The sequence below is a fragment of the Shimia sp. genome (assembly GCF_049116215.1).
GTDB lineage: Bacteria > Pseudomonadota > Alphaproteobacteria > Rhodobacterales > Rhodobacteraceae > Shimia.
This window is the reverse complement of record NZ_JAGDZB010000001.1, coordinates 944,254-968,652: the sequence shown is the minus strand read 5'-3', so window position 1 is coordinate 968,652 and position 24,399 is coordinate 944,254. Positions and strand designations below refer to the sequence as shown.

Annotated in this window: 22 protein-coding genes and 1 tRNA gene; 9 read left to right on the top strand and 14 right to left on the bottom strand. The window is 56.2% G+C overall.

Going from position 1 to position 24,399, the window contains the following annotated elements:
- Window positions 1–58: 58 nt before the first annotated feature.
- From JXR15_RS04565 to rlmN, 4 genes are all read right to left on the bottom strand, one after another.
- Window positions 59–1,879 carry a NapC/NirT family cytochrome c gene (locus JXR15_RS04565; RefSeq protein WP_422052045.1) on the bottom strand — a complete coding sequence of 607 codons (1,821 nt, stop codon included), beginning with the start codon at window positions 1,877–1,879 and terminating at the stop codon, window positions 59–61.
- A 105-nt stretch (window positions 1,880–1,984) separates the two neighbouring features.
- Window positions 1,985–3,658: a cytochrome D1 domain-containing protein gene (locus JXR15_RS04560; protein ID WP_422052044.1), complete on the bottom strand. Its 1,674-nt coding sequence runs from the start codon at window positions 3,656–3,658 to the stop codon at window positions 1,985–1,987.
- Between the two features lie 294 nt (window positions 3,659–3,952).
- Window positions 3,953–4,651, bottom strand: coding sequence for a Crp/Fnr family transcriptional regulator (locus tag JXR15_RS04555; RefSeq protein ID WP_422052043.1), 699 nt, complete (start codon window positions 4,649–4,651; stop codon window positions 3,953–3,955).
- Window positions 4,652–4,762: 111 nt separating this feature from the next.
- Window positions 4,763–5,956 carry a 23S rRNA (adenine(2503)-C(2))-methyltransferase RlmN gene (rlmN, locus tag JXR15_RS04550; protein WP_422052042.1) on the bottom strand — a complete coding sequence of 398 codons (1,194 nt, stop codon included), beginning with the start codon at window positions 5,954–5,956 and terminating at the stop codon, window positions 4,763–4,765.
- Between the two features lie 165 nt (window positions 5,957–6,121).
- Between rlmN and JXR15_RS04545 the strand changes: the two genes are divergently transcribed.
- Window positions 6,122–6,427: an antibiotic biosynthesis monooxygenase family protein gene (locus JXR15_RS04545; protein WP_422052041.1), complete on the top strand. Its 306-nt coding sequence runs from the start codon at window positions 6,122–6,124 to the stop codon at window positions 6,425–6,427.
- A 1-nt stretch (window position 6,428) separates the two neighbouring features.
- Window positions 6,429–7,109, top strand: coding sequence for a helix-turn-helix transcriptional regulator (locus tag JXR15_RS04540; protein ID WP_422052040.1), 681 nt, complete (start codon window positions 6,429–6,431; stop codon window positions 7,107–7,109).
- On the opposite strand, the gene JXR15_RS04535 is transcribed toward JXR15_RS04540, so the two are convergent.
- Together JXR15_RS04535 and JXR15_RS04530 are read right to left on the bottom strand one after the other, a co-directional pair.
- Window positions 7,106–7,732 (bottom strand): Hint domain-containing protein, encoded by a 627-nt coding sequence (locus tag JXR15_RS04535; RefSeq protein ID WP_422052039.1) that lies wholly within the window; start codon window positions 7,730–7,732, stop codon window positions 7,106–7,108. The genes JXR15_RS04540 and JXR15_RS04535 overlap by 4 nt on opposite strands.
- Before the next feature lie 118 nt (window positions 7,733–7,850).
- Window positions 7,851–8,384, bottom strand: a complete 534-nt coding sequence (locus JXR15_RS04530; RefSeq protein WP_422052038.1) for an invasion associated locus B family protein — start codon at window positions 8,382–8,384, stop codon at window positions 7,851–7,853.
- Window positions 8,385–8,554: 170 nt separating this feature from the next.
- Here JXR15_RS04530 and JXR15_RS04525 point away from each other — a divergent pair, with 170 nt between their 5' ends.
- Entirely contained in the window at window positions 8,555–9,550 is a 996-nt protein-coding gene (locus JXR15_RS04525; RefSeq protein WP_422052037.1) for an asparaginase, read from the top strand.
- 25 nt (window positions 9,551–9,575) lie between these two features.
- Here the strand turns inward: JXR15_RS04525 and JXR15_RS04520 are convergent, their stop codons facing one another.
- The 5 genes from JXR15_RS04520 to serB form a co-directional block, all read right to left on the bottom strand.
- A complete protein-coding gene (locus tag JXR15_RS04520) occupies window positions 9,576–9,890 on the bottom strand; it encodes a YciI family protein (protein ID WP_422052036.1) in 315 nt (104 codons plus the stop codon).
- Window positions 9,891–10,065: 175 nt separating this feature from the next.
- Window positions 10,066–11,472, bottom strand: a complete 1,407-nt coding sequence (locus JXR15_RS04515) for a CDP-glycerol glycerophosphotransferase family protein (RefSeq protein WP_422052035.1) — start codon at window positions 11,470–11,472, stop codon at window positions 10,066–10,068.
- Window positions 11,473–11,475: 3 nt separating this feature from the next.
- The gene (locus JXR15_RS04510; protein ID WP_422052034.1) at window positions 11,476–13,122 is read right to left on the bottom strand and encodes a hypothetical protein; all 1,647 of its coding nucleotides are present in this window, start codon (window positions 13,120–13,122) and stop codon (window positions 11,476–11,478) included.
- A gap of 234 nt (window positions 13,123–13,356) precedes the next feature.
- On the bottom strand, window positions 13,357–14,115 hold the full coding sequence (locus tag JXR15_RS04505; RefSeq protein WP_422052033.1) for a TSUP family transporter: 759 nt from the start codon (window positions 14,113–14,115) through the stop codon (window positions 13,357–13,359).
- 3 nt (window positions 14,116–14,118) lie between these two features.
- Window positions 14,119–14,997, bottom strand: a complete 879-nt coding sequence (serB, locus tag JXR15_RS04500) for a phosphoserine phosphatase SerB (RefSeq protein ID WP_422052032.1) — start codon at window positions 14,995–14,997, stop codon at window positions 14,119–14,121.
- A 270-nt stretch (window positions 14,998–15,267) separates the two neighbouring features.
- Here serB and JXR15_RS04495 point away from each other — a divergent pair, with 270 nt between their 5' ends.
- The 4 genes from JXR15_RS04495 (at window position 15,268) to JXR15_RS04480 (ending at window position 19,546) form a co-directional block, all read left to right on the top strand.
- Window positions 15,268–16,416: a phosphoserine transaminase gene (locus tag JXR15_RS04495; RefSeq protein ID WP_422052031.1), complete on the top strand. Its 1,149-nt coding sequence runs from the start codon at window positions 15,268–15,270 to the stop codon at window positions 16,414–16,416.
- A gap of 85 nt (window positions 16,417–16,501) precedes the next feature.
- A complete protein-coding gene (gene serA / locus JXR15_RS04490) occupies window positions 16,502–18,097 on the top strand; it encodes a phosphoglycerate dehydrogenase (protein ID WP_422052030.1) in 1,596 nt (531 codons plus the stop codon).
- A 133-nt stretch (window positions 18,098–18,230) separates the two neighbouring features.
- Window positions 18,231–18,818, top strand: coding sequence for an ATP-dependent Clp protease proteolytic subunit (locus JXR15_RS04485; protein WP_422052029.1), 588 nt, complete (start codon window positions 18,231–18,233; stop codon window positions 18,816–18,818).
- Window positions 18,815–19,546, top strand: a complete 732-nt coding sequence (locus JXR15_RS04480; RefSeq protein WP_422052028.1) for a metallophosphoesterase family protein — start codon at window positions 18,815–18,817, stop codon at window positions 19,544–19,546. The genes JXR15_RS04485 and JXR15_RS04480 overlap by 4 nt, the downstream gene beginning before the upstream one ends.
- Here JXR15_RS04480 and JXR15_RS04475 read toward each other — a convergent pair whose 3' ends face one another.
- A complete protein-coding gene (locus tag JXR15_RS04475) occupies window positions 19,547–20,356 on the bottom strand; it encodes an ATP-binding cassette domain-containing protein (RefSeq protein WP_422052027.1) in 810 nt (269 codons plus the stop codon).
- Window positions 20,357–20,623: 267 nt separating this feature from the next.
- Between JXR15_RS04475 and JXR15_RS04470 the strand changes: the two genes are divergently transcribed.
- Window positions 20,624–20,699, top strand: a tRNA-Thr gene (locus JXR15_RS04470).
- Window positions 20,700–20,710: 11 nt separating this feature from the next.
- On the opposite strand, the gene JXR15_RS04465 is transcribed toward JXR15_RS04470, so the two are convergent.
- Window positions 20,711–22,363 (bottom strand): beta-N-acetylhexosaminidase, encoded by a 1,653-nt coding sequence (locus JXR15_RS04465; protein WP_422052026.1) that lies wholly within the window; start codon window positions 22,361–22,363, stop codon window positions 20,711–20,713.
- 130 nt (window positions 22,364–22,493) lie between these two features.
- Window positions 22,494–23,249 (bottom strand): GntR family transcriptional regulator, encoded by a 756-nt coding sequence (locus tag JXR15_RS04460; protein ID WP_422052025.1) that lies wholly within the window; start codon window positions 23,247–23,249, stop codon window positions 22,494–22,496.
- A 217-nt stretch (window positions 23,250–23,466) separates the two neighbouring features.
- Between JXR15_RS04460 and JXR15_RS04455 the strand changes: the two genes are divergently transcribed.
- The gene (locus JXR15_RS04455; RefSeq protein WP_299421606.1) at window positions 23,467–24,399 is read left to right on the top strand and encodes a carbohydrate ABC transporter permease; all 933 of its coding nucleotides are present in this window, start codon (window positions 23,467–23,469) and stop codon (window positions 24,397–24,399) included.

Below are 24,399 nucleotides of genomic sequence, written 5' to 3'. Positions count from 1 at the left end.
TTCCTGATGAGAAACGGAAAAGCGGCGGCCAAAACCTTTGACCGCCGCCTTTGACTGCTTATTGTCCTACGACGTTGATGTCCGCATCCGCGTTGTCTAGCGCCAATCCAAGATTGAGCGTGACGTGGTGGAACCGGGCGTCAGAGTAGTCATCGTGGATGGCAAACCCAACGGTGTAGGTTTTGCCAGCTTCCAGTGCGACATCACCTTCGCCACCAGAGAGCGGCCGCGAGAACGTCACCGTCCAGGTGCCGTCGGCGGACAGATTGGCTTCGCCAGCCATCTCGCCTTTGTTCACTGTTCGGCTCTCCAGTAGGTAACCATTTTCAGACGTACCATCTGCATAGACACGCATCAGGTCCATGAATGTGCCATCTGCCAGAAGCTGATCTACTTCCCCCTGTACCTTCAGGTTGGCCCAGCCACCCTGGGCCTTGCCACGGCGGCCTTTGACTTCCACCTTGGTGCGGCTCTCGGTTAGGTATTTGGTGATCGAGTCGCTCACCGCAAGACGTCCCGCTGCATCCGCATTGGCGGCAATGCCTTCGGCGCCCGGATCAAACGGCATGTAAGTGTTGTCTGCGTGACAGGTCGCCCAGCAACCCACCTGCTCACCCAACTCAATGCCAGTGCCGGTGATCATCATGCCCACCTTGATCTGGTTGTCTGGGTCCATCTTACCGCCGTCGACAAAGGGCACAGGGTTGTGCCCTGCCTCTTCCCATTGCAGTCGGAAATAGACGGTTTCTCCGTCGTGCGCCGCTTGCAGCGTGGCCGGAATGGTACCGCGCTTGCCGGGGATTGGCGTTGGTTCAAGCTCATCTTTTTTGCCACCGCCACCAGCAACAATCTTATTCCCGATCGTTTCCAGTTCTTTGGCGTGACATGTGGTGCATTGATCACCGCCTTTGGTGAGCGGACGGGCACCGCCGTGTGTGCTGCCGTTTTGCACCCACTCAAAAGAGGCCTGACCGGGATAGAACAGAGTCAGATCCGCGCTATCGACGCCGTCCCAATTGACGTTGGCACCAACCGTTTCACCAGACGATGCCGGTGTCGCAGCAGCATACCCGCCGGTATTGGCAGCGGCCAGTTCTGCTTCCACTTTGGCGCGCTCATCAGCACGTGCCGCAGCAACCGCAGACTTCAACTTCTCCTTAGCCGCAGCTGTTTCAGCTTTCTTCGCGGCTTCTTCTTCGGCTTCTTTGGCTTCTACCCGTGCAAGGCTTTCCAAATAGGCGGCTGGCACTTCGCGGATAAACTCTGGGTTTGGCGATTCCAGCACCTCCAGATACTCCTCATCCGCACGATCTCGCGCGTCGGAGTGGGCAATGCCTTTGTGGCAATCAATACAGGTTTGCCCGGTTTTCATCGCATTCAAGTGCTGCGCCCGCGCCCGTGGTTTTTGGAACTCCGGCATCATGCTTTCAAAGTCATGGCAGTTTCGACATTCAATAGAGTCGGTTTTTTTCATCCGCTCCCATTCGTTCATCGCCAGATGCAGACGTTTGGCTTCAAACTTCTCACGTGTGTTGATGGTGCCGGTGATCTTGCCCCAGACCTCACGGGAGGCTTTGATCTTACGGATGATTTTGTGCGTCCAGTCTTTGGGCACGTGACAATCTGAACAGACCGCGCCGACACCGGAGCGGTTCACGTCGTGGATTGTGCCTTGGTATTCCTGATACACGAAGTCATTCATTTCGTGACAAGAAACACAGAATTCTTTGGTATTGGTAGCTTCCATGGCGGTGTTGAAACCGCCCCAGAAGACAATGCCGGCCACAAAGACGCCTAGGATACCGGCCAGCGGCATTCCCCATATAAAATAGCGGCGCCAAATTGGGGCTTTTGGCTCTTGGTCATCGGACTTTGACATGTCCATGCTCCGTTTTGGCTGTGGGTCGGTCCTTGTATTGGACCGGCGAAAAACAGAGGGGCGGGCGCCTGGCCCGCCCCTCTTTGGGATTTTTCGATTTGACCCTTAGGTCACGTGGTTAGACCGGTTGTAGACGTTGAACTTACCGGTTGGGGCAAACAGCCCTTTGATCCGGCCGATCTCTTCGAGTGTTTTGGCATCGAAGATCACGATCTCACCGTTTGGTTCCAGCGAGTCAGACAGGTTCCACTTGGAGACCCAAACCTCAGATCCATCTTGGTTGAATTCGAAGTGCACAGCGGCAGAGCCTTCGTCTTCGGTGATCTGGATGGTTTTCACAATCTCACCAGTCTCTTTGCTGATGACCTGCACCGATTGCTGAATTTCAGGCTCAGGGTGCTTGGTCTGGTCAGCCCAGATGTAGTCCGATTCTGGGTGGGTCCGGATAAAGAGGCCAGCCCCATCGGTTTCGGTCTCGTAGCAGACTTTCCAAGCCTGATCCGGATAGTTCTCTGGGTCGTTACCCCAAACGGTCACAGCACCAACACCAAGGTGGGTTGTACCCGCTACCGGACCACAGTTTGGGTCGATCCAGTTCGCACCTGGGCCAGGGTGTGGCAGGGCGGCGGTGTCGATCATCGCTTCCAGTTCGTGGGTTTCGGTGTCAACGACGACCATTTTGTTGGACGCGTTGGCAGCGATCTGGAAGTAACGGCCTGTTGGGTCAAAGAAGCCATCGTGCAGGAACTTCGCGGAGTTGATCTTGTCGATCCGCATGTTGTCCATGTCGGTGTAGTCAACTTGCCAGAGTTGGCCGAGTTCTTTCACCGCCACGATCCAGGTTGGCTCGTTTGGTGTGGTGTAGATCGCGGCCACACGGGCTTCTTCTACGTACTCACCATCAACGTTGGTACCACGTGTGGAAACAACTTTGACCGGCTCCATGGTTTTTGCATCTACGATAGCAAAGTGTGGAGGCCAGTAACCGCCACCAATCACGTATTTACCGTCGCCGGATACGGCCACGTCACGTGCGTCATAGGCAATTTTGACTTCGGAGACCAACATCTTGTCTGGAGTCTGCCAGAGATCGATTTTGGTCATCTTGCCGTCGCGGCCCATGGTGTACCAGAAGCGACCTGGGTTTTCAGGCTCTTCCAGAGCATGGTGCTCAGACGCTTTCAGAACGTGAACGGCGTAACCGGTTGGGATGTGGGTCAGCACCTCTTTGGTGTCGCCGTCAATCACAGCCACTTTGCCCACGTCACGTTCGATCACAACAAAGAAGTTTTCCCAGTTGCGGCCATGCAGTGGCTCGGTTGGGTAATCAGCTTCTTCGACATACACCTTGCGGGTTTGCTTCATCTGCTCAAGCGACATCTCTGGCGGCTTGGGCGGATCCATCATGATGTAGGTCGCCATGTCTTTGATTTCTTCTTCGGTCATGATGTCCGAGAAGTTGTTCATGCCGCCTTCGGTGCCCCAGGCGATGATTTTTTCCAGGCGCTCTTGGCCCAGCTTCAGCGTGCCCGTCTCGGTGACGGAACCGTCTGCGTTTTTGACTTTCAGAACAGGCTCAAGGCTCTTACCGGTTGCGCCTTTGCGCAACACGCCGTGGCAACCTGCGCATTGTTCGAAATACTTTTGCTTTGATGCTTCGAATTTCTCTTCGCTCAACGTCGGGGCTTCGGCAAGAGCTGGTACAGCAACGCTGCCGAGCATCATGGCCAGGCCAATCCCGAGCGACTTGCGGATTTTTTGGGTGGTTCCAAGTGACATGATCACTCTCCGTTTGCTTGGTGAGGCAAGCGGACAATGCGCCTATGGAGCGAGCGTCAACTTGACATTAGTCAACAGCGCTCACGAAATTGCGAGAAGAATATAGAAATCCTTTTAAAACAAATACTTGAAGAGAAAACGTCTATTTTCTCCACATATTTTTTGCACCCCAAAAAGGGGTTCGCAATATAACTCAAACTACTTATGATTGAAATTTTACCTAAAAAATCATGCCGCCAGAATACAGTTTTCAGACACTCAGGCGCATTACCCAAGCGGATTCGCCTAAATGATTCAGCGCGTCCAAGCTTGAGCTGGGTCTTCTTCGCAATAAATACGCAGATGCTCGATGTCTTCGATTTTTGCGAGGTTCTGTTTGATCTGAACGCCTTCCGATTTGAGGCGCGCAAAGGCCCGGCTGAGGCTCTCCGGTTTCATCCCCAAACGCCCTGCAATCAGGATCTTATCGTAAGGCAAGACCACCTCGCAGGGACCCTCTTCTGCGTTGCTGAGCTCACACAAAAACTCGGCCACACGCTGCGCACTGGTCCGCGCTTTCAATGCTTCGATCTGACCTACCAGGCTATGCAAATGCCGAAAAGTGGAAGCCAAAAGGGAGATCGCCGCCTCAGGGGTTTCGCGGATGCGGCGCAGGTAGTCATCCGCCTCAATCCGCATCAACTTGAGAGAGGTCACCGCTTCGGCGGACACAGGATACACATCGCCACGAAACGCAAGGGCTTCGCCAAAACTGCGGCCCTGCGTGAACACGCCCACAACCGCCTCGGTGCCGCTTGGCGCAATACGGTAAAGCTTGGCCCAGCCAGAAATCACAATGAAGATAGCCGTGGCTTTCTCGCCTTGCAGGAAGATGGTCTGGCCACGGTCATATTCAGTGATATGTGCCGTCGACAGCAGCATCTCTGCGTCATCTTCTGGCATGCTGCTAAACAGCAGCGACTGACGCGCTACGGCCTTGTATTCTGGCTGCATCTGCTGGCTCCCCTGCTCACCTGTTCTGGATACGCTGGACCTGCTCACCAATGCAAGCAGGGTAAAAATACATAAATCTTGTATTTTTATAGCGCTTTCAGGCGGCGTCGCTCAAGAGCCGGACATGCCTGCTTCGGCCTCGATCTGTTTGCGCGACTTGCGGGCGCGCTCTGTGGCCGACTTCAACTGACCGCAAGCCGCCATAATGTCCTCTCCGCGCGTCTTGCGGATCGGGGAGGCATAGCCCGCCTGATAGATGATGTTGGCAAAAGCGCGAATGCGGTTGTTGGAGCTGCGCTTATACGGCGCGCCGGGCCACTCATTGAACGGGATCAGGTTGATCTTCGCCGGGATTTTGTAGCGCTTGATATGGTCGATCAAACGGTGCGCGTCTTCGTCAGAATCGTTCACCCCGTCGAGCATCACATATTCAAAAGTGATGCGCTCTGAGTTGGAGACCTTTGGGTAATCCGCCAATGACTGCAGCAGTTCGTCAATTTTCCACCGCTTGTTGATCGGCACCAGAACATCGCGCACGTCATCTGTGGTGGCGTGGAAAGAAATCGCCAAAAGACAGCCAATTTCCTCTGCTGTGCGGGCAATTTCGGGCACGACACCGGAGGTCGACAGCGTGATCCGACGGCGGGACAGGGAAATACCTTCCGGGTCCATCGCGATCTTCATCGCATCCCGCACGTTGTCGAAGTTGTAGAGCGGCTCGCCCATGCCCATCAGCACGATGTTGGACAACAGGCGGGTTTCGTCTTTGGGCTCTCCCGGCACAGGCCATTCACCCAAATCATCCCGCGCCACCATCAGTTGCCCAATGATCTCACCTGCGGTCAGGTTGCGCACCAGCTTTTGCGTGCCGGTGTGACAGAAGGAACAAGTCAGCGTGCAGCCCACTTGCGAAGAGATACACAGCGTACCGCGGTCATCCTCGGGGATGTAGACCACCTCAACTTCATGTCCGCCCGCAATGCGCACCAGATATTTGCGCGTGCCATCCTCAGACACCTGTCGTGTCACCACATCAGGCAAAGCAATCTCAAACTTCTCGTCGAGCTCGGCACGGTAGGCTTTGGCGAGGTTGGTCATCTCATGGAAATCACGCACGCCCCACTGATAGATCCACTGCCAGATCTGGCCAACGCGCATCTTGGCTTGCTTTTCTTTGGTGCCATTCTCAATGAGCACATCGCGCATTTGCTCACGCGTCAACCCAACGAGGTTGATCTTGCCGCCCTCAGGCAGCTTGCGGGGAATGGTCATCACGTCCTGCGTGATTGGCGCGGAGGTACTCATGGCTCTGGGACTCATCTGGGAATTCAAGCGCTGCAGATACACCATTTAGGGCGATTTGCAAATGATGCCAGAAAACGCGCTTAACGCCTGAACCAACTGACAGACCGTGTCAGTTGGTGTGTGGGAGAAAACGCGTATCACAAACGGACAACACAGGAGACCATCATGTCTGTTATCGAAATCGTACGCTACCGCCTGAAATCCGAGGCAACCTCGGACCAAGCTGTCACCGCTTGGGAAAAATCCCAGAGTTTTGCCAAGGCGCAGCCGGGGTTCATCGGGCGCCGCATTGCCTCCACGGCTGAAGGGGAGTGGATCGACGAGGTGGAATGGGAAAGCCTTGAGCATGCCCATGCTGCGGCGTCCGCGTTCAATCCTGAAACTTACCCGGAGTTGATGGACCTCATGGCGGTTCTGGATCAAAGTTCCATGAGCATGACCCATTACACCATCAAAGGAAGCACCGCTTAAAATGCGCCGGACCGACCGTCTTTTTGATCTGATACAGCTGCTGCGCGACGGGCGTTTGCACAAAGCGTCCGATTTGGCGGAACAGATGGAGGTGTCGGTCCGCACCATTTATCGCGACATGGACACGCTGGTGGCCTCTGGCATTCCAGTCGAAGGCGAGCGCGGGGTGGGTTACATCCTGCGCGCGCCAGTGTTCATGCCACCCATGGCGCTCACCCAAGTCGAGCTGGAGGCGTTACACCTCGGGGCGGCGTTGGTGCGCCAAACGGCTGATACCGAGTTACAAGAAGCGGCCACACGGGTGCTGACCAAGATCGACCAATCGATGCCGGAGCCGATGTTCGGCGCAATCGATGGCTTTGGCAAAGAAATCTTTGCGGCCCCCGAAGTCGCAGCGAGCTTTGGCAACATGCCCACCATCCGACGCGCGATCCGTGAGCAACTTGTGATGCTGATCGACTACACTGCGCTGGGTGGCCGCCACAGCCGCCGCCGCATTCGCCCGTTGCAGATGGAATACTGGGGTCGCGCCTGGACCTGTACCGGTTGGTGCGAAGAACGCAGCGATTTTCGGGTGTTCCGTGTGGACCGCATCAATGACATCCTCTTGCCCGGCGACCGGTTCGAGCAGGAACCGGGCCAGACCTTGGTGGATTACTTGAAGCGGTTTGAAACGACTTAGGCGCGTTTTTTGACGTCCACTACCTGCGCCGCTTCGACCTTATCCAGTCGCCGCCGCCATTTGTCCGTTTTCTGCTTCATCGCCAGAAGCTCAGGAAACAGCTCCGCCATTTCGTCCGCGTCCAGCTGTTCGAACAGATCCACATTGCGCCCGGGATGGCGCATTTCCACGTGCATGCCGTCCACCGTCGCCACACAAGGCGTATCGCAGATAAAGAGATAAAACTCCGACGCGCCTGCGGTGTCCTCTGTGATGCCACGCCAGCCCACAAGGTCTTTGACCGGCACAAGCACTTCGCGGGCGGTAAAAGCCTCTTCGAACTCGGCGCCCTTCATCCACAGCCGCGCATCTGGCGACAGCCAGCAATCGCGCGCAGGGACCCGGCGGCCCATCGCGCCCGCAGGCACTTTCACCGGTGCGTTCTGTGCAAACAGCCGCCCCACCCAACGCACCGGCGTCAACCCGTGATCGCGGCTGACAACCTCATCGCCGGCGCGCAGCTCTTCAATGGCCACTTCGCCACGTCGCGTGGCAATTTTGGTGCCACGTGTCACGCAGCCCAACTCCAGATTGCTGATCTCCAGCGCGATTTCTGGCGCCTGTGTTTGTACGTCCTGTGCCATTGTCTGCTCTCCCATGGCTTAACTGCTGACCGGTTGATCCGATCAGCCTCCCCCATGGTGGCAATGTCAGGCAGTTAAAGGCCTTGGCAGAGGCCTTGCTCCGGGTGGCCCGAAGCGCTTACTTACAGCGTTTCTCAGCGTCTTCTACGGCAGCTGTGAAGCCGCGCAAAGAGAAGGTATCGCTGGTCTTGGTTCCACGTGAAGAACGGGCGTTAAACGTCGCATCCGCGCCGCGCTTCATCGCCGCCACCATCTTGGCGTCATCGCCAGAGGATGCAGGCCAGGCCCACTCCCCATCTGTGATCATTACAAAGGCTTGCCCATCGATGGTCACATCCACTGTTGAGCCACCCGCAAAAGGATAGCCGCCGGTGAAGCCCACCTGGCCCGCAACGCTAGAGGTTGGCACAAACGATACCAACAAAAGGATGTCACTGCGGCGCACCGCAACAACCTGTCCGCCGCGTGTGTTCACACTCTCTTTGGCGGTGCTCACCGCCCAGCATTCCCGCTTGCTGCTGTCTTTGTGTTCAAAGACGCTCCAATCGGTAATGGCGTTGACCTGATTTTCGCTTGTCGCCTGTGCCGATACCATACCGCCCCAAACCGCAGTCACGGTTACAGCCAGCGCTTTCACCAAACGTGATGTCATGCTCTTTACAGCCTCCAAGCTGTGTATTGCCTCTTATCGTCCGCCCGTTGGCTTTGCACCATTTGAAGTGGGCTGGACTTTGTTATACGCGATGCGCAGAGTTTAGCCCATGTTTGTTGCCGCGCGAAAGACCCGTTGGCACAAAATTGCCAACAATTGCGAGAGAAACCATGACCAAAGCCGTGCCAATGACCGAAATCTGGCGAGGAGACATTCTGGAGAGCCTGCATTCCGGCCATGCGGTTGTCTGTAATGTCGACGGTGACATCGTGCATGCTTGGGGCAATCCGGACGCAATTGTGCTGCCGCGCAGCTCCTCCAAAATGATTCAAGCGCTGCCTTTGGTGGAAAGCGGCGCGGCTGACGCGGCAGGTCTGACCGATCAACATCTGGCCTTGGCCTGCGCGTCGCACAACGGCTCTGCGATCCACAACGACATGGTCAACGATTGGTTGGCTGCGCAGGGTTTCACCGATGACGACCTGATCTGTGGCCCACAGGAGCCGCGTGACATTGGTATCCGCGACGATTTGATCCGCTGCAACGACCCTGTGTGCCGCGTGCATAACAACTGCTCCGGCAAACACACCGGTTTCCTGACCCTGTCCAAGCACCTGGGTGCAAGTGGCGCCTATACTGACATTGACCACCCGGTGCAAAGAGCGGTTCAGGCGGCGCATGAAGAGCTGACCCATGAGGACAGTGCAGGTTATGGGATTGACGGCTGTTCCGCCCCCAACCACGCTAGTACGCTCAAAGGCATGGCACGCGCGATGGCGTTTTACGCTGCCGCACGCGAAGGCAATGGCACCCGTGAAACTGCGGCGGCGAGGTTACGCACCGCCATGGCAAAGCACCCGGAATATGTCGCTGGCGAAGGCCGCGCTTGCACCAATCTGATGCGGGCCATGGGGCACACAGTGGCGATCAAGACCGGCGCGGAGGCTTATTTTGTCGCCATGTTGCCGGAACAGAAGCTGGGCGTGGCTCTGAAAATCATCGACGGCGCCACCCGCGCCTCCGAAAACGCCCTGGCCGCCACTCTGGTGAAACTCGGTGTGCTGGATCCAAACCATCCTGAGGCGCAAAAATACCTCGATGCGCCGATCCGCAACTGGGATGGCTTGCAAACCGGTGTGATGCGCGCCGCCTCCACGCTGAGCTAATCAAAAAGGTGGCCCACTGGCCGCCTTACATCTCCATCGCTTCGGCGACCTCCACGGTGCCCATGCCGTGCTCCAGTATCGGGCATCCTTTGGCAATCTCACAGGCGGCGTCCATGTCGGCGGCGTTGACCAGAGTGTAACCGGACACAGGATTGGCGCCACCGTCATGCGCCACACCGTGCACTGTGACCGTCTTGGACATGCCTGCAGGATTGCCGCCATCGACCAAATCCTCGCCGATGCCGTCCATCCATTTCATCCAGGCCGCCATGACCTGCTCGCCCTCTTCCGGCGTGTCCGGTCGCCCGCCACCGTGATAGATAAACATAAACTTGGGCATGGTACGTCTCCCTCCGACAAAAAAGCTGTCTTGAAAGTCCTGAAACATGCGCCGCGCCCCGAAGGATCGCGCGCATGATCAGCGTACCATATTTTGGCGGCTTGGTCTCCTCAGGCGTGGAGGCGGCGCAGGCAACTCCGCAAAAACGACGGCTTCGTCCGCCCGATAAGTGCTATTACGTTTGTTCGATCGACTTCACAGGCTTGCTGATAATTTCCCAGCACGCCTCCCGGAACGCGTCGCCACGAGGCCGATCCAGATCGCCAAATGCAAACTGCCGCACCCGCTCTCGCTCCTCAGCCAACGGATCTTCGTCCAATGCCAGCTTGACCAGATCAGCCACGTTGTCAGCATTTTGCAAACACATGTAACCGCCATCCACCGACGGATAACCCTCTAGAACCTCATCCGAAAATCCTTGCGGGTTGGTCACAATGTAAGGTTTGCCACCATGCAGATAGTCAATAATAGTCGAGGAAATATCGGAGATCAGAACGTCCGCCTTGGCATAAAGCTCAAACGGACTCTCTTCAGGTTCAGCCCATTTGATCGGTATCTTGGCCGTCCGTGCCAAATCAAAAAACTGCGTGCGAATGCTCTCCCAACTGGGGTCCTTCTGCGACACGGGATGCGGCTTGAAAATGATCTCATCCACGCCGCCATGCTCAGAAACAGTTTTCAAAATCTTGATCGACTGACTGAATGACGAAAAGTTGGAATCCTCGAAGTTGCCGGCCCATGTGGTCATATAGACAACGGTTTTGCGATTGTTTGGGGTCACATCCTGAGATTCAATTTGAGGCCGACCAACAATCTTGAAACGCTCCGGGGCAATGGCAACATTGTTGTTTGCATACCGCTCAATCGCCATCTGCCCCGCCACAAACAGCTTGTTGTAGGCTTTGGACACCGGACTAAAACTTGGAGGTTTATCACTGTCCCCATGCAACAACTGCACGTGCTGCATCGTCGTGTTTCCACGAATAACATCGATGTTGAACATGCTGTTGTTGGCATAAAAAACGGCGCGACAGGAGGCCGGAAGCAAACGTTGACTTACCGGCAATCCGGCAAATGTCACGCATTCAAACCCTTGAGACACAGGCACTTCCGACAGATGCTGTTGTTCCCGCACCACCACAAGAAATTTGTGCCTAACTGATTTGAGAGCCTCGAGCCACATCGTCACATGATAAATGTCCTGGGGACGCGGGGCTGAGAAATAGAACGCGAACCGTGCATCCGATGTTTCGCGGGCCACAAAAAGTTTGCTTAACCGCAAAGCACGGGAATCCTTTGCGGTGGAACGATCTTCCAACGCGGTCCCCGCGCGAATACCAACATAGAAAAGAAAGGTAACAACCATCGCGATTGGGGCCACTTGCATGGCCGCGGCAAGCACCAACACAAAGGCGGTCGCCCCGCCCTGCGCCATTGCCATAATTTTGGACCGGTTTTGCACAGAATAGTCGGTGCTTTTTAACGTGGACACTCGTGTGTCTTTGACCGATTTGCGATGAACCTGAATACACGCCAGCTCAATCGCAACAATCAGGCACAGTAAAACTACCAATAAAATCACAGGCTAGACTCCCGTCTGCTTGGTCTCAGACACGCTTTCAATAAGCGTCGCAAGCGAGTTATATCTTTGACGTTTAAATGTTTCAGGTGCCGGGACATGGCCGCCCTTAGTGGCGGCGTCCAACTGCGCAACTATTTCTTCCGGAGTGCCCCAAAGCTGTCGACCGTCAGTGCGCTCCGTCCAAGGCCCCAAGAGCAACATAGGCCGCTTTGACTGCGCATAGCTCCACAAATCATCCGTTCCGGTGCCAATCAGAATATCGCCGGTGGACCGCACCAGAGTTTCCGCCCCCTCCAGAACCGTCACCTGTTCAGAGGTCTCCGCTTCTGCCTTCAGAACCTTACGCAGCGCCAAATAGGCGGCATCCACTTTAATAGGCGTCTCTTCTGAGACTGGATTCGCTTGGCAAGACACCATCAAACGACGGGTTGGATCAGCTTCAACCCAACGAATGATGGAGCGAAGCACCTCGACGCAATGGTACATATCCTGCGCTGGCATAGAGCCGGGTTCCAAACACAGGGCTAGTGTCGAATACCCGTTTTTGTCTTGGGCGAGTTCCGGCAAAGGCACAGCATTTGGATCTACAACAACCACACGGGACGCCAATTCCGGATCAGAATTCCGGCGCCAAAGTGCGGCCACCTGCACATCCGGCGCAACAATGGCATCATAAACCGTCATGTTTGAGCGCAACCGTCTGCGGGTGGACAACGGCGTGTCCTGTGCCAAGAGGATATGCGCCATCTCGTTGAAACGAATGAAATGCGTGTTCTTGGCAGCATCGTTGAGATACAAAGCTGCCTTCACTGAGGGCCGTGCGAAGGTATCCAGCGTGTCAAGCGTATAGGCACGCCACAAATGATCGGGCTTGGCCGACCGGCATGCGTCCGTGGAATGTTGCTCCCGGCTCATCAGCGCGGTGACGACACCCGCCTCCTTGAGACGCGCAATCACCGGCGCCAGCTGTCGGTGCCGCGATGATTTTGCAGAGGAATAGTAGATCGCGGATGTGGGCGGGTTATCCGCACAGGCCGCAGCAATGGTTTCATCGGCAGTTTCCGCAGCCTGCTTGGCAAAGGCCAGCAAGTTCTGACCGTTGCCATAGGTTGCCATGACGGACAGAATTGGTGCCAACACAGCAATTGGAAGCCACCAGATGGCACCCTCGCCGCTGGCCATAAAACTCCATAGTACAAGCAGGGAGAGGCCTGCGGTTGCCGCACGCATGGCAAACGTAATGCGCTTAAGCACCGACATAAGACGATTGGCTTGAAAGTTGGGATTGTGCGCGCCGACGTTCTGAACCTTCTTCACGATCAGATCAATCGCCCGAACAACGCCAAACTGAATCCCAACCGATACAGCGAAAATTGCCCCCGCAGTCAAAGCATAGGCGGTGGAACCGTAAAGGATTGCGGCCGCGCCCCAAGCCACAAAGATAAAGGCAAAAAACGGTGTCTCCGGAAACGCCCCCAGTTTGGCACCGACACCCAGCCGTATGATGCGCACTGGCACCAAGGATGGTGCATGCAGCAAGACAGCAAACACCGCTATTCCAGCATCTGCCCATCTCAAACCAAACATCTGTGCCAATGTAAAAAGTCCGGCGACCAGAAGCGGCGCGGCGTATAAAGAAACTGTTTTCATTCAACTATGACTTTGTAAGGGCTGGGAAGATTGCCTCCCGTGTCGCCTATTTTGACAGATTTGTAAACGTTGCTGCATTGCAGAGATAAACAACTCGCGGCACAAGAATGCAACCTAAAGATAAGCAAATCCTGCACTTAGCAACCAAACATAATTCATCAATCCGTGAATTTTCCGTGCTGACTGGCGTGTGGGGACACCTATCCCGCAAAAATTGACAGTACGAGATTCACCTCAAAGCACATCCCATAACAGCTTCAGCGCCAACACCATCGAGGTCACAACCAACAGCGGCCGGATGAGCTTCGCGCCTTTGGCCATCGCCATTTTTGCCCCAAGCGCTGCGCCAAACATCTGCATCACGCCCATAGCAAGGCCAATAGCCCAAAGTGGCTCAGCCACCAGAATAAAGCCAGCCAAGCCACCTACATTGGAGGCGAAGTTCAGTAGCTTGGTGTGGGCAGTGGCTTTCAAAATGCCGTAGCCGCCCAGCGCCACAAAGGCGATCATGTAGAAACTGCCGGCCCCCGGCCCAAGCAAACCATCATAAGCGCCAACAAAGGGCACCGCTGTCCAAGTGAAGGCCAAAGGCGACAGACGCGCGGTTTTGTCCATGTCACCGGGATCTTTGCGAAAGGCAAAGAACAACGCGATGCCAATCAGCAAGACCGGCAGGATCAGACGAATCCAATCTGTCGGCAGTACAGACACCAGCAATGCGCCAGCCAAGGAAGCGAAAAACGCCAACCCGGCAGGCAAAACCTGTTCGCGCAGGTTCACCAAGCCGCTTTTGGCGTAGGAATACGCCGCCGTTCCGGAGCCAAACATGCCTTGGATTTTGTTGGTCGCCAGGGCGACCACCGGTGGCACACCTGCGATCATCAAGGCCGGCAGGGTGATCAGCCCGCCACCGCCGGCAATAGCGTCAACAAAACCTGCAAAAAACCCTGCCGCCAAAAGGATCAGCAGGCCTTCAATTCCAAATTCCAGCACTGTTTAGAGACCCTCAAATTCGGATTTGGCATAACCCTGAATATAGAGCAGCGCGGTCAGATCCCCGTGGTTGATGCGAATGTCGCACTCGGCCGCCACAGAAGGTTTCGCATGCAACGCCACTCCAGCGCCCGCCAATCCCAACATACCCAAATCATTGGCGCCGTCCCCAACGGCGATCACATCATCATGTGTGAGCCCAAGGCGCTCTGTGATCTCTTTCAGCGCCTGCACTTTGGCTTCGCGCCCCAAGATTGGCCGCCCAACATCGCCAGTCAGCTTACCACCTTCGGTCAACAACGTGTTTGCGCGGTTCTCATCAAAGCCCAGCTCGCGCGCCACCTTGGCCGTAAAGGCAGTAAAGCCACCGGATACCAATGCCGCATAGGCGCCTTGCGCCTTCATGGTTGCCAAAAGCGCCTTGCCTCCCGGCATAAAGGTGATGCGCTCAGCCAGCACTTTGCCAATCACACTCTCATCCAGACCTTTGAGCAAACCAACCCGTTCGGTTAGCGCCCCGTCAAAATCCAATTCTCCGTTCATCGCGCGCGCGGTGATATCTTTCACGCGTTCACCAACACCGGCCTCGTCCGCCAGCTCGTCAATGCATTCCTGCTGGATCATGGTGCTGTCCATATCCGCCAGCAGCATTTTCTTGCGCCGCCCTTCGGTAGGCAGCACCACAAGGTCCACGCCCATCTTCTGCAAGTCCGCCCAAACGTCCCATTGATTGTCCGGCATCGCGGACAAACTAAACTCCGCCGCCTCATCAGGTGCCAACCAAACGGCGTCACCGCCACCCCAAGCGTTGCGCAGGTTATCAACCAAAGCAGGATCCAAATTGGCAGAAGTTGGTAAAGTCAGAAGCGTGGCAGTAAACATCAAGGTCCTCGGTTGGTCAGCGCGTGATGAGTTGACGCTGCATAGACCACGCCAAGCCGTCTTGCGCCAGCAAAGGATTGTAACCGGTGCAATCAGATGCCAGTCTCCGCGGCCCGCGTGTTTCCTATAGTGGTCAAAACACGTCGCTTTTGATGTGCAAACTGTCGGAACCCCACATTTTCCCTGTTGTGCAGTCGCAGCATCCCTTCTATCTCGGTCCGTGGGACACCTCTCCCCAACGAGAGGCATTTATCTGTAAGGATAGCATTGATGGCTACTCAGCAACCGGCGACGCGGCCGGCCAACCCGCGTTTCTCTTCTGGCCCATGTGCCAAACCCCCCACATTTGATGTCACTAAACTGGCCGACGCCGCTCTGGGTCGCAGCCACCGCGCAGCTGTTGGCAAAGCCAAGCTGAAGGACGCCATCGAAGGCACCCGCGAAGTTCTGGGCATCCCCGCAGATTACCGCATTGGCATTGTACCAGCGTCCGACACCGGCGCGGTTGAAATGGCGCTTTGGTCCCTTCTGGGCGCGCGCAAAGTTGAAATGCTCGCATGGGAAAGCTTTGGCGCAGGCTGGGTCACCGACGTTGTGAAACAGCTGAAAATCGACGCCGAAGTGAAAACTGCCGACTACGGCCAGATCGTCGATTTGGCGACTGTCGACTCTAATAACAACGATGTTGTCTTCACATGGAACGGCACCACTTCCGGTGTGCGCGTGCCAAACGCTGACTGGATTGCGGATGACCGCGACGGTTTGACCATCTGTGACGCGACATCCGCTGCTTTCGCCATGGACCTGCCATGGGACAAGCTGGATGTGACCACCTTCTCCTGGCAGAAGGTGCTTGGCGGTGAAGCTGCGCATGGTGTGATCGTGCTTTCCCCAGCCGCTGTTGCACGTCTGGAAAGCTACACCCCGGCATGGCCCCTGCCAAAGATCTTCCGTCTGACCAAAGGCGGCAAGTTGATCGAAGGCATCTTCACCGGCGCGACCATCAACACGCCCTCCATGCTGGCTGTCGAAGACTACCTTTTCGCACTGGACTGGGCCCGCTCTGAGGGCGGCCTGAAAGGTCTGATCGCGCGTGCAGACGCCAACGCCAAAGCGGTGTTTGATTTCTGCGACGCCAATGACTGGATCGCCAATCTGGCCGAGGACGCCGCAACACGCTCCAACACCTCCGTGTGTCTGAAGTTCACCGATGACCGCATCCAAGACGGCGCGGCCTTTGCCAAGGCCGTTGCCAAACGTCTGGAAGCCGAAAACATCGCGCTGGACATCGGCGCCTATCGTGACGCGCCGGCCGGTCTGCGCATCTGGTGTGGTGGCACGGTTGAGACTGCTGATCTGCAAGCGATGCTGCCTTGGCTCGCATGGGCCTTTGAGGCCGAGATCGCAGCACAAGCGTAAGCGACTTTCGCCCGGCGACCTCGCCGGGCATTTCCCCTATTCCATTTTTGGCCAACACGGCCCCCCGATATAAAGGACGCTCAACATGGCTCCCAAAGTACTCGTCTCCGACAAACTCAGCGAAACCGCCGTTCAGATTTTCCGTGACCGCGGCATCGACGTCGACTTCATGCCCGACCTCGGCAAAGACAAAGACAAGCTGGCCGAAGTGATTGGCCAATATGACGGTCTGGCGATCCGCTCCGCCACCAAAGCCACAGCCAAACTGCTGGAAAAAGCCGACAACCTGAAAGTCATCGGCCGCGCGGGCATCGGCACCGACAATGTCGACAAAGAAGCCGCCTCCAAGAAAGGCGTGATCGTGATGAACACGCCGTTTGGCAACATGATCACCACCGCCGAGCACGCCATTGCGATGATGTTCGCCGTGGCGCGTCAGATCCCTGAGGCCAGCGAATCCACCCACGCCGGCAAATGGGAAAAGTCCAAGTTCATGGGCACCGAGCTGACCAACAAAACCCTCGGCGTGATTGGCGCAGGCAACATCGGCGGCATCGTCTGTGACCGCGCCCGTGGTCTGAAAATGAAAGTGATCGCGTATGATCCCTTCTTGTCTGAGGAAAAAGCCGACAAAATGGGTGTTGAAAAAGTCGAGCTTGAAGAGCTGCTGCCGCGCGCCGACTTCATCACCCTGCACGTGCCATTCACCGAGCAAACCGCCAACATCCTCTCCGCAGAAAACCTCGCCAAAACCAAAAAAGGCGTGCGCATCGTGAACTGTGCCCGCGGTGGTCTGGTGGACGAAGAAGCACTGGCTGACCTGCTGAAATCCGGCCACGTCGCTGGCGCAGCCTTTGACGTGTTCAAAGAAGAGCCTGCCAAGGAAAACGCCCTGTTCAACCTGCCAAACGTGGTCTGCACCCCGCACTTGGGCGCCGCAACCACCGAAGCGCAGGAAAACGTGGCGCTGCAAGTGGCCGAGCAGATGTCCAACTACCTGCTGACCGGTGCCGTGGAAAACGCGCTGAACATGCCATCCGTGACCGCCGAAGAAGCCAAGGTCATGGGGCCATGGATCAAACTGGCCGATCACCTTGGCTCTTTCTCCGGCCAGATGACCGACGAGCCAATCACTGCCATCAACATCCTCTACGACGGTGTGGTCTCCGAAATGAACCTCGCCGCACTGAACTGCGCCGTGGTTGCGGGCATCATGAAAAAGGCCAACCCGGACGTGAACATGGTCTCCGCCCCGGTTGTCGCCAAAGAGCGTGGCATTCAGATTTCCACTACAAACCAGGACAAGTCCGGAACCTTTGATGGCTATATCAAAGTGACCGTGGTGACCGACAAACGCGAGCGCTCCATTGCGGGCACCGTGTTCTCCGATGGCAAGCCTCGTTTCATCCAGATCAAAGGCATCAACATTGACGCCGAAGTGGGTGAGAACATGCTCTACACCACCAACGAAGACGTGCCGGGCATCATTGGTACGCTGGGTCAAACCCTGGGAGCAAACGGCGTGAACATCGCGAACTTCACCTTGGGCCGTGCGGATGTGGGCGGCGAAGCCATCGCGCTTTTGTATGTAGACGAACCGGTTCCGGCAGACGCCCGTGCCAAATTGGCGGAAACCGATATGTTCCGGCAGATCAAACCTCTGGTGTTTGACGTCGCCTAAGACGCAACCTCATCAAAACGTGAGGCGCCGCTCCTTTTGGGGCGGCGTTTTTCATTCGCCGATTGGTTGCACTCCTGGCAAGGGCGGTGAACAGTGTGGGCATTGATCAAAGCCAGTTACCGAGGACCCCACCATGATGACGACTCTGCTCGAAAATCCCGAAGACCAAACCCCAACAGCTGCTCGCGTTGAGCAGCTGTTTTTCCAAAGCCGCAATGTGATTGTGGCGGGTCAAATCGACGACAAACTGGCACAGCGCACCGCCACACACCTTCTTGCTTTGGCGGAAGAAAGCGACGCTCCAATCAACATGTTCATTTCTTCTCCTGGTGGCCACGTGGAAAGTGGCGACATGGTGCATGACATGATTGGCTTCATCAAACCCACCGTGCGCACCATCGGCACCGGTTGGGTGGCCAGTGCCGGCGCGCTGATCTTTGTGGGTGCCAAGCCTGAAAACCGCTATTGCCTGCCCAACACACGCTTTCTGCTGCACCAGCCCTCCGGCGGCATTGGTGGCCAGGCCACCGACATGGAAATTCAGGCGCAACAGATCCGCATCATGCGCGAGCGGTTTGACGTGCTCTTTTCAGCCGCCACAGGACAATCCAAAGAGAAAATTGCCACCGATACTGCGCGCGACTTCTGGCTGACAGCGCAAGAGGCCATCGACTACGGATTGTGCGGCAACATCATTCACTCTGCGGACGCGCTTAAATGACCACTCCGGTTTACGCCATCGGCGACATTCACGGCCATCTCGACAAGCTCGAAGAGGTTATGGAGCGGATTGTCGCCGATGGTGGACCGAATGCAGAAGTTGTGTTTCTTGGCGACCTTGTGGATCGCGGACCTGACAGCAAAGGCGTGATTGATTTTGTCCTGAATGGGCTGGAACAGGGTCGAAACTGGACCGTTTTGAACGGCAACCATGACCGTATGTTCCGCTATTTCTTGGAACCTTCCCCGCGAGTGGACATGCGCCTGCGTCCGGACCTTTATTGGCTGCATGACCGACTTGGTGGGCGCAATACTCTCACCTCTTATGGGGTGCACTTTGATGCCGAGACCCGCCTGTCAGAAATTCATGCCGCCGCACGCGCCACCGTGCCCGAAGACCACGTCACTTTTCTCACCAACTTGCCGTATTTCAAGCAACATGGGGATCTGTTATTTGTGCACGCGGGCGTCCGACCTGAGGTGGCTCTGGCGGATCAGCTAGAGGACGATTTGTGCTGGATCAGAGAAGATTTTTTGACCTATGAGCAGCCACATCCCTGGCTGGTGGTACATGGACATACACCAGTGGTGCACCCCGCACATTTTGGCAATCACGTAAACCTCGACACCGGTGCTGGCTATGGTCAGGCGGTCACTGCGGCAGTGTTTGAGGACGGGCGTGTCTGGCACCTCACCTCACAAGGGAGACAGGAACTCACACCTGAGTAATCACGCAGCCCGCTCTTTGTCCCGCGCCTGCTGCAGCAGCAGTTGGGTGTGTTCATGCTGCGGCGCATCCAACAGTTGCTGCGCCAGACCTTCTTCAACAATCTCGCCGGAGCGCAGCACAACCAGCCGGTCACAAAGGCTGCCCAACATCACAATATCCGTGCTTGAAATCACCATGCTCAATTGCAGCTCGTCCTGCAACTTTAGCAGCAGATCCAGAAGCCGCGCCTGCACCGACACATCCAATCCCTGCGCCGGGTCCTGCACCAAGACCAAGCGCGGACGCGTGACAATCGCACAAGCAATGGCCAGCAGCTGCTGCTGAAAGACGGACAGGTCTTCAAGGTCACTCTGCGCCGCCACATGGTCCAATCCGACCAGACGCAGCGCCTCTTTTGCCCGCTGTTCCTGCGCATCCGACTGAGTCACCTGGGTTTCCAACAACGCTTCTCTCAATAGAGCCGATGGTGTTTGACTCGCGTCCAGTTGAGAAACCGATTGCGGTGTCACATGCCGCATCAGCGGCCGCAGTTTGCGTTTGTCCGCTCTGGTCAGAGTGGCGATATCTTGATCCAAAAACGTGACTCGACCGGTTTCAGGCTTCGCCAAACCGAGAATGGTACGCAACACTGTTTTTTTGCCAGCGGCCCGTTTTCCAACAATGCCAACCACTTCGCCCGGCGCCACACGCAAGGATATATGATTGATTGGCCGGGTTTCCGGCTTGAACCCAAACCAGCTACTTTTGGCCGGGCGAAAGGACTGTGAGACATTTTCGACGAAGAGCAGAGCGCTGTCATCACTGTGCATACCATACCCTCTTCAATTCAAAATGACCAAACCGTTGTTACACGCGCCCAAATCTCCCAACCGGGACAGCGCCGCGCTGCAGCGTTCCTTCAAAATAGGCGGAAAGTCATTAAAGGTGTCTTGATGAAACATGTTTGATTTACAGAAATCTTCGACATGCCTCGGATTTTGACCCATGCGCCGGACATACAAAAAAACGCGCACCGAAGCGCGCGTTTTGGAATTGGCTTGTCATGACGAAAGCGCACTTTTATACACCGCGTCGGCGCCGCTGTAGCTCAGCTGGTAGAGCACGTCATTCGTAATGATGGGGTCGTAGGTTCGAGTCCTATCAGCGGCACCAGTTTCCCCGTTTTATCCAGTCCAAGCCTCCGCCCCCGGCAGGTCGTTGTACACACGCGCCAAGCGGATCAAATTGTCGGCACCTACACACTCTGTTTGCCAGGCTTTGGAACTCACGCCCAACATGCGTGGCATCAACATTGGCCACAGCTGGGTGTCTTTTGTGGTGAACTCAGACCAGAAGGTGCCTTGCACGCCGATGATGCGCTCCGCGAGATCCGCATCCGGCACCGGTTCCCAGTTGATGGTGTCGGTAAGCGAGACAAACGCAGCCCAATTTGCGCCCCAGTCGTCTTTGTCGCTGGTGTGCGCCATATCGAGGTAGATGTGCTGTGCCGGACTCATCACCACGTCATACCCGTTGCGGGCCGCTTCCAAGCCCGGCCCCTGGCCGGTCCAGCTGAACAAGATGGCGCCGTTGGCAATGCCGCCGTTAGAGCCTTTGGCAGCCTCCTCCCAAGCACAGGGGCGCTGACCATTTTCGACTGCCCTTGCGCCCAGCTTCTGCATCATCCAACCTTGCAAATCGTCAGTAGTTTCCAGACCTTCACGCTTCATCAAATCCCGCGCCAATGGGCTGCCCATCCAGGTGCCTTCCGGCAGCTCATCACAGCCCAGATGCAGGTGATGAAACGGGAACAACGCGCCCACTTCGGTCATGATGGCTTCCAGCACATCCCAGGTCCGGGATATCGCCGGGTTCACCGCATTGCCCTTATAGCCCTGCACGCTGACTTCCGCTCCATTGTCGCTAGGATCGCGCAAGTCCGGGAACACATGGGTCAACGCAATCGCATGTGCGGGCACTTCGATTTCCGGCAACACTTCGATGTTGAGCGCCTTGGCGTGGGCGATGATCGCACGTGCGGTGTCTTTGGAATAGCTGCCGCCGGCCTCGACTGCGCCTGAGAACAGCGCAGGCAAAAGATGCCCTTCGCCACACAGCGCAGTTTTCTGCCAAAGCTCCGGGAAACACTCGATCTCAAGGCGGAAAGACTCATCATCGGCAAAATGCCAATGGAACCGGTTGAATTTCAACAGCGCCATCAGGTCGAGCAGGTCCAGAATGGTCTGCGGCTCATAGTAATGACGGGCGGTGTCCAGATGCTGTCCCCGCCAGGCAAACCGCGGCGCATCTTTGATCACACCACAGGGCAATGATCCGTGTTGCAGCAAGGTCAACAAGGTGATCGCGCCGTAAAACTCGCCACCAAAGCCGCCGGCACGCAGGATCACACCATCGGTGGACACCTCCAGCTCATAGGCGTCTTCCGGCAAATCTGCATGTTCAACTGTGACCTCTGTCTCCCCAACAAAAGTCCAGCCGCGACGACCGGCCAAGGCTGCAACATTTTCAAAGGCAGGACTGTCGCAGACAAACCCGGAGGTTTCCAAAACACCGTCTGTGGCAGTCCAACTCTGTGGTTGGGGCACCAAAGCCAAACCTTCAACCGGCCCGAGATCCGGCAAAACTTGCGGACGGCAACCTGAGTCGGGGATGGGCAGCTCGATGATCTCTTTTCCGCACCGCAGATACGGCCCCAATGGTAACCAGGCGCGGTTGGCCGGCTTAAAGCCGCCAGCATATTGAATCACCAGTTCATAGGCGTCACCCGCCACCAGATTTGGCAAGGCAATTTCGGTATAGCTCCCGAGGGTTTTCATCACTGTTCCGCCTGAAACCGCCTCAAAAGGGCCCATTCCCGAGAAACAAAAAACCGGGGCCGTTAGGGCGCGCTCCGGTGTAAAAACACATGTGATGGTGTCGCCCTTGATACGGCTGTCGTAGTGCATGTCAGTCCAATCTGAGTTCGGAAACAAAGTCGTAAATGTCAGAGCGGTAGAGCCCGCGTGTCAGCTCAATGGGGCGCCCGGAGCTCAGGAAACCGGTCCGCACAATCTGCAACACCGCACTGCCTTCCGGCAGTTTCATCAGGTCCGCATCATTGGAGGACAGGTTGAGCGCCGTGACCCGCTGAATGGCGCGTGTTGGCGCGCTGTTGTCCTTGCGCAAAAGCGCATAGAGAGACGTCTCAATCTGCTCCGGGTCTCGCAAGATGTCGCGCGGAAGCGACGAATTCTCCAGCGCAATCGGCACGCCGCCAGCACTGCGCAACCGATTGATGCGCGCGACCTTTTCATGAGCAGCCAGTCCCAGGGTGAGCATTTCGTCCGGATTAGGGGAAAACAAACCCCTTGATAGAACCTCGGACGTGGCCGTCATCCCACGCGCCTGCATGGTTTCCGTAAAGGACACAAGCGAGGACAAGGACTGCTCCAAACGCGGTGAGGCTTCGGCAACAAATGAACCCGCCCCGCGGCGCTGCTCGATCAAACCCTCTTCAACAAGCTGCGCCACAGCCTTGCGTACGGTCACCCGGCTTATGTCAGCTTTCTCCGCCAAATCCCGCTCCGGCGGCAATTGATCACCAGGCTGCAAACGTCCTGTCCGGATCTCTGTTGCGATGTGCCGAGACAACTGTTGGTAGCGCGGCCCGCGGCCCGCACGATACCAGGTCTCTGGCGTAAAGATCGTGTCTTCAATGGTCATCTGGTTTCCTGACATGGTCTAAAAAACAGTACCAATCTACAAAACTTACGCAAGTGCCCATAAATAACTATCTTTCATCCTATTGAAAAACATCATAAAATTTCCCGTCAAGTCTTTTGGTATTATATTGGTAGCATTTTGGCTTTTTTGAGGTACCATATTTGTAACGCGGTGATTCGCTCACTGATTCGCCGTTCGAAACCAAGGGGGGAAATTGATGGCCGAACTATCCGCACAGGCATCACAACCAGCCGCCGACGCCCGTAGCCGCTCCATGTCTGAAGGACTCTTCGGATGGTTGCTTGTGGCTCCGGCTATGATTTTCATTGCTGTGATTGTTGCTTGGCCACTGGCCGAAACAATCCGCCTCTCCTTTATGGAGGCTGGCCTCGGTGGCGAGAAATTTGTTGGTCTGGAAAACTACGAAGACCTGGCTGACAGCCGCAAGTTCCATCAAACTGTTGTCCGCACCTTTTATTGGATGTTCCTCTCGGTGGGCATCAAACTGGTAATGGGGCTGATTGGCGCCATGCTTCTGAATGCCGCTGTTCCTGGCCGCGCCCTGTTCCGGGTTCTGGTTATGCCGCCCTGGGTCATCCCAATGGCCATTGGCTGTATCGGCTGGCTGTGGCTCTATAATGGCTACTTTGGCGTTCTGTCCGGCGTGATGATGAAACTTGGCATCACCGACGGTCCGTTTGAATTCCTCGCCTATAAATCCTCCGCCTTCTACTCTGCCGTTGTCACCGACGTCTGGGTGGGCACTCCGATGGTGACCCTATTCTTCCTGGCCGCCATGCAGGGCGTGTCCCGCGATCTGTATGAAGCTGCATGGGTAGACGGCGCTGGTCGCTGGTATCGCTTCCGCCGCATCACCATTCCGCAGATCATGCCGGTGATTGTCTCCATGGCGCTCTTGTCCGCGATCTTCACCTTCAACAGCTTCGAAATCATCTGGATTTTGACCGAAGGTGGTCCACGCAGCGCAACCACAACCCTGATCATCGACACCTACAAAGTTGCGATCGGGAACTACAAATTCGGCGAAGGTGCCGCACGGGCCGTGATCATCGTTGTCCTGCTCGCCGCATTCTCGCTCATCTACTTGTTCTTCCTGAACAAAATCAACAAACGCTACGGGGTGAAGTGA

Excerpts from the sequence above, each read along its gene's own strand:
- JXR15_RS04565 (WP_422052045.1), bottom strand. The coding sequence starts at position 1,879 with ATGTCAAAGTCCGATGACCAAGAGCCAAAAGCCCCAATTTGGCGCCGC.
- JXR15_RS04560 (WP_422052044.1), bottom strand. The coding sequence starts at position 3,658 with ATGTCACTTGGAACCACCCAAAAAATCCGCAAGTCGCTCGGGATTGGC.
- JXR15_RS04555 (WP_422052043.1), bottom strand. The coding sequence starts at position 4,651 with ATGCAGCCAGAATACAAGGCCGTAGCGCGTCAGTCGCTGCTGTTTAGC.
- rlmN (WP_422052042.1), bottom strand. The coding sequence starts at position 5,956 with ATGAGTACCTCCGCGCCAATCACGCAGGACGTGATGACCATTCCCCGC.
- JXR15_RS04545 (WP_422052041.1), top strand. The coding sequence starts at position 6,122 with ATGTCTGTTATCGAAATCGTACGCTACCGCCTGAAATCCGAGGCAACC.
- JXR15_RS04540 (WP_422052040.1), top strand. The coding sequence starts at position 6,429 with ATGCGCCGGACCGACCGTCTTTTTGATCTGATACAGCTGCTGCGCGAC.
- JXR15_RS04535 (WP_422052039.1), bottom strand. The coding sequence starts at position 7,732 with ATGGCACAGGACGTACAAACACAGGCGCCAGAAATCGCGCTGGAGATC.
- JXR15_RS04530 (WP_422052038.1), bottom strand. The coding sequence starts at position 8,384 with ATGACATCACGTTTGGTGAAAGCGCTGGCTGTAACCGTGACTGCGGTT.
- JXR15_RS04525 (WP_422052037.1), top strand. The coding sequence starts at position 8,555 with ATGACCAAAGCCGTGCCAATGACCGAAATCTGGCGAGGAGACATTCTG.
- JXR15_RS04520 (WP_422052036.1), bottom strand. The coding sequence starts at position 9,890 with ATGCCCAAGTTTATGTTTATCTATCACGGTGGCGGGCGACCGGACACG.
- JXR15_RS04510 (WP_422052034.1), bottom strand. The coding sequence starts at position 13,122 with ATGAAAACAGTTTCTTTATACGCCGCGCCGCTTCTGGTCGCCGGACTT.
- serB (WP_422052032.1), bottom strand. The coding sequence starts at position 14,997 with ATGTTTACTGCCACGCTTCTGACTTTACCAACTTCTGCCAATTTGGAT.
- JXR15_RS04495 (WP_422052031.1), top strand. The coding sequence starts at position 15,268 with ATGGCTACTCAGCAACCGGCGACGCGGCCGGCCAACCCGCGTTTCTCT.
- serA (WP_422052030.1), top strand. The coding sequence starts at position 16,502 with ATGGCTCCCAAAGTACTCGTCTCCGACAAACTCAGCGAAACCGCCGTT.
- JXR15_RS04485 (WP_422052029.1), top strand. The coding sequence starts at position 18,231 with ATGATGACGACTCTGCTCGAAAATCCCGAAGACCAAACCCCAACAGCT.
- JXR15_RS04480 (WP_422052028.1), top strand. The coding sequence starts at position 18,815 with ATGACCACTCCGGTTTACGCCATCGGCGACATTCACGGCCATCTCGAC.
- JXR15_RS04475 (WP_422052027.1), bottom strand. The coding sequence starts at position 20,356 with ATGCACAGTGATGACAGCGCTCTGCTCTTCGTCGAAAATGTCTCACAG.
- JXR15_RS04465 (WP_422052026.1), bottom strand. The coding sequence starts at position 22,363 with ATGAAAACCCTCGGGAGCTATACCGAAATTGCCTTGCCAAATCTGGTG.
- JXR15_RS04460 (WP_422052025.1), bottom strand. The coding sequence starts at position 23,249 with ATGACCATTGAAGACACGATCTTTACGCCAGAGACCTGGTATCGTGCG.
- JXR15_RS04455 (WP_299421606.1), top strand. The coding sequence starts at position 23,467 with ATGGCCGAACTATCCGCACAGGCATCACAACCAGCCGCCGACGCCCGT.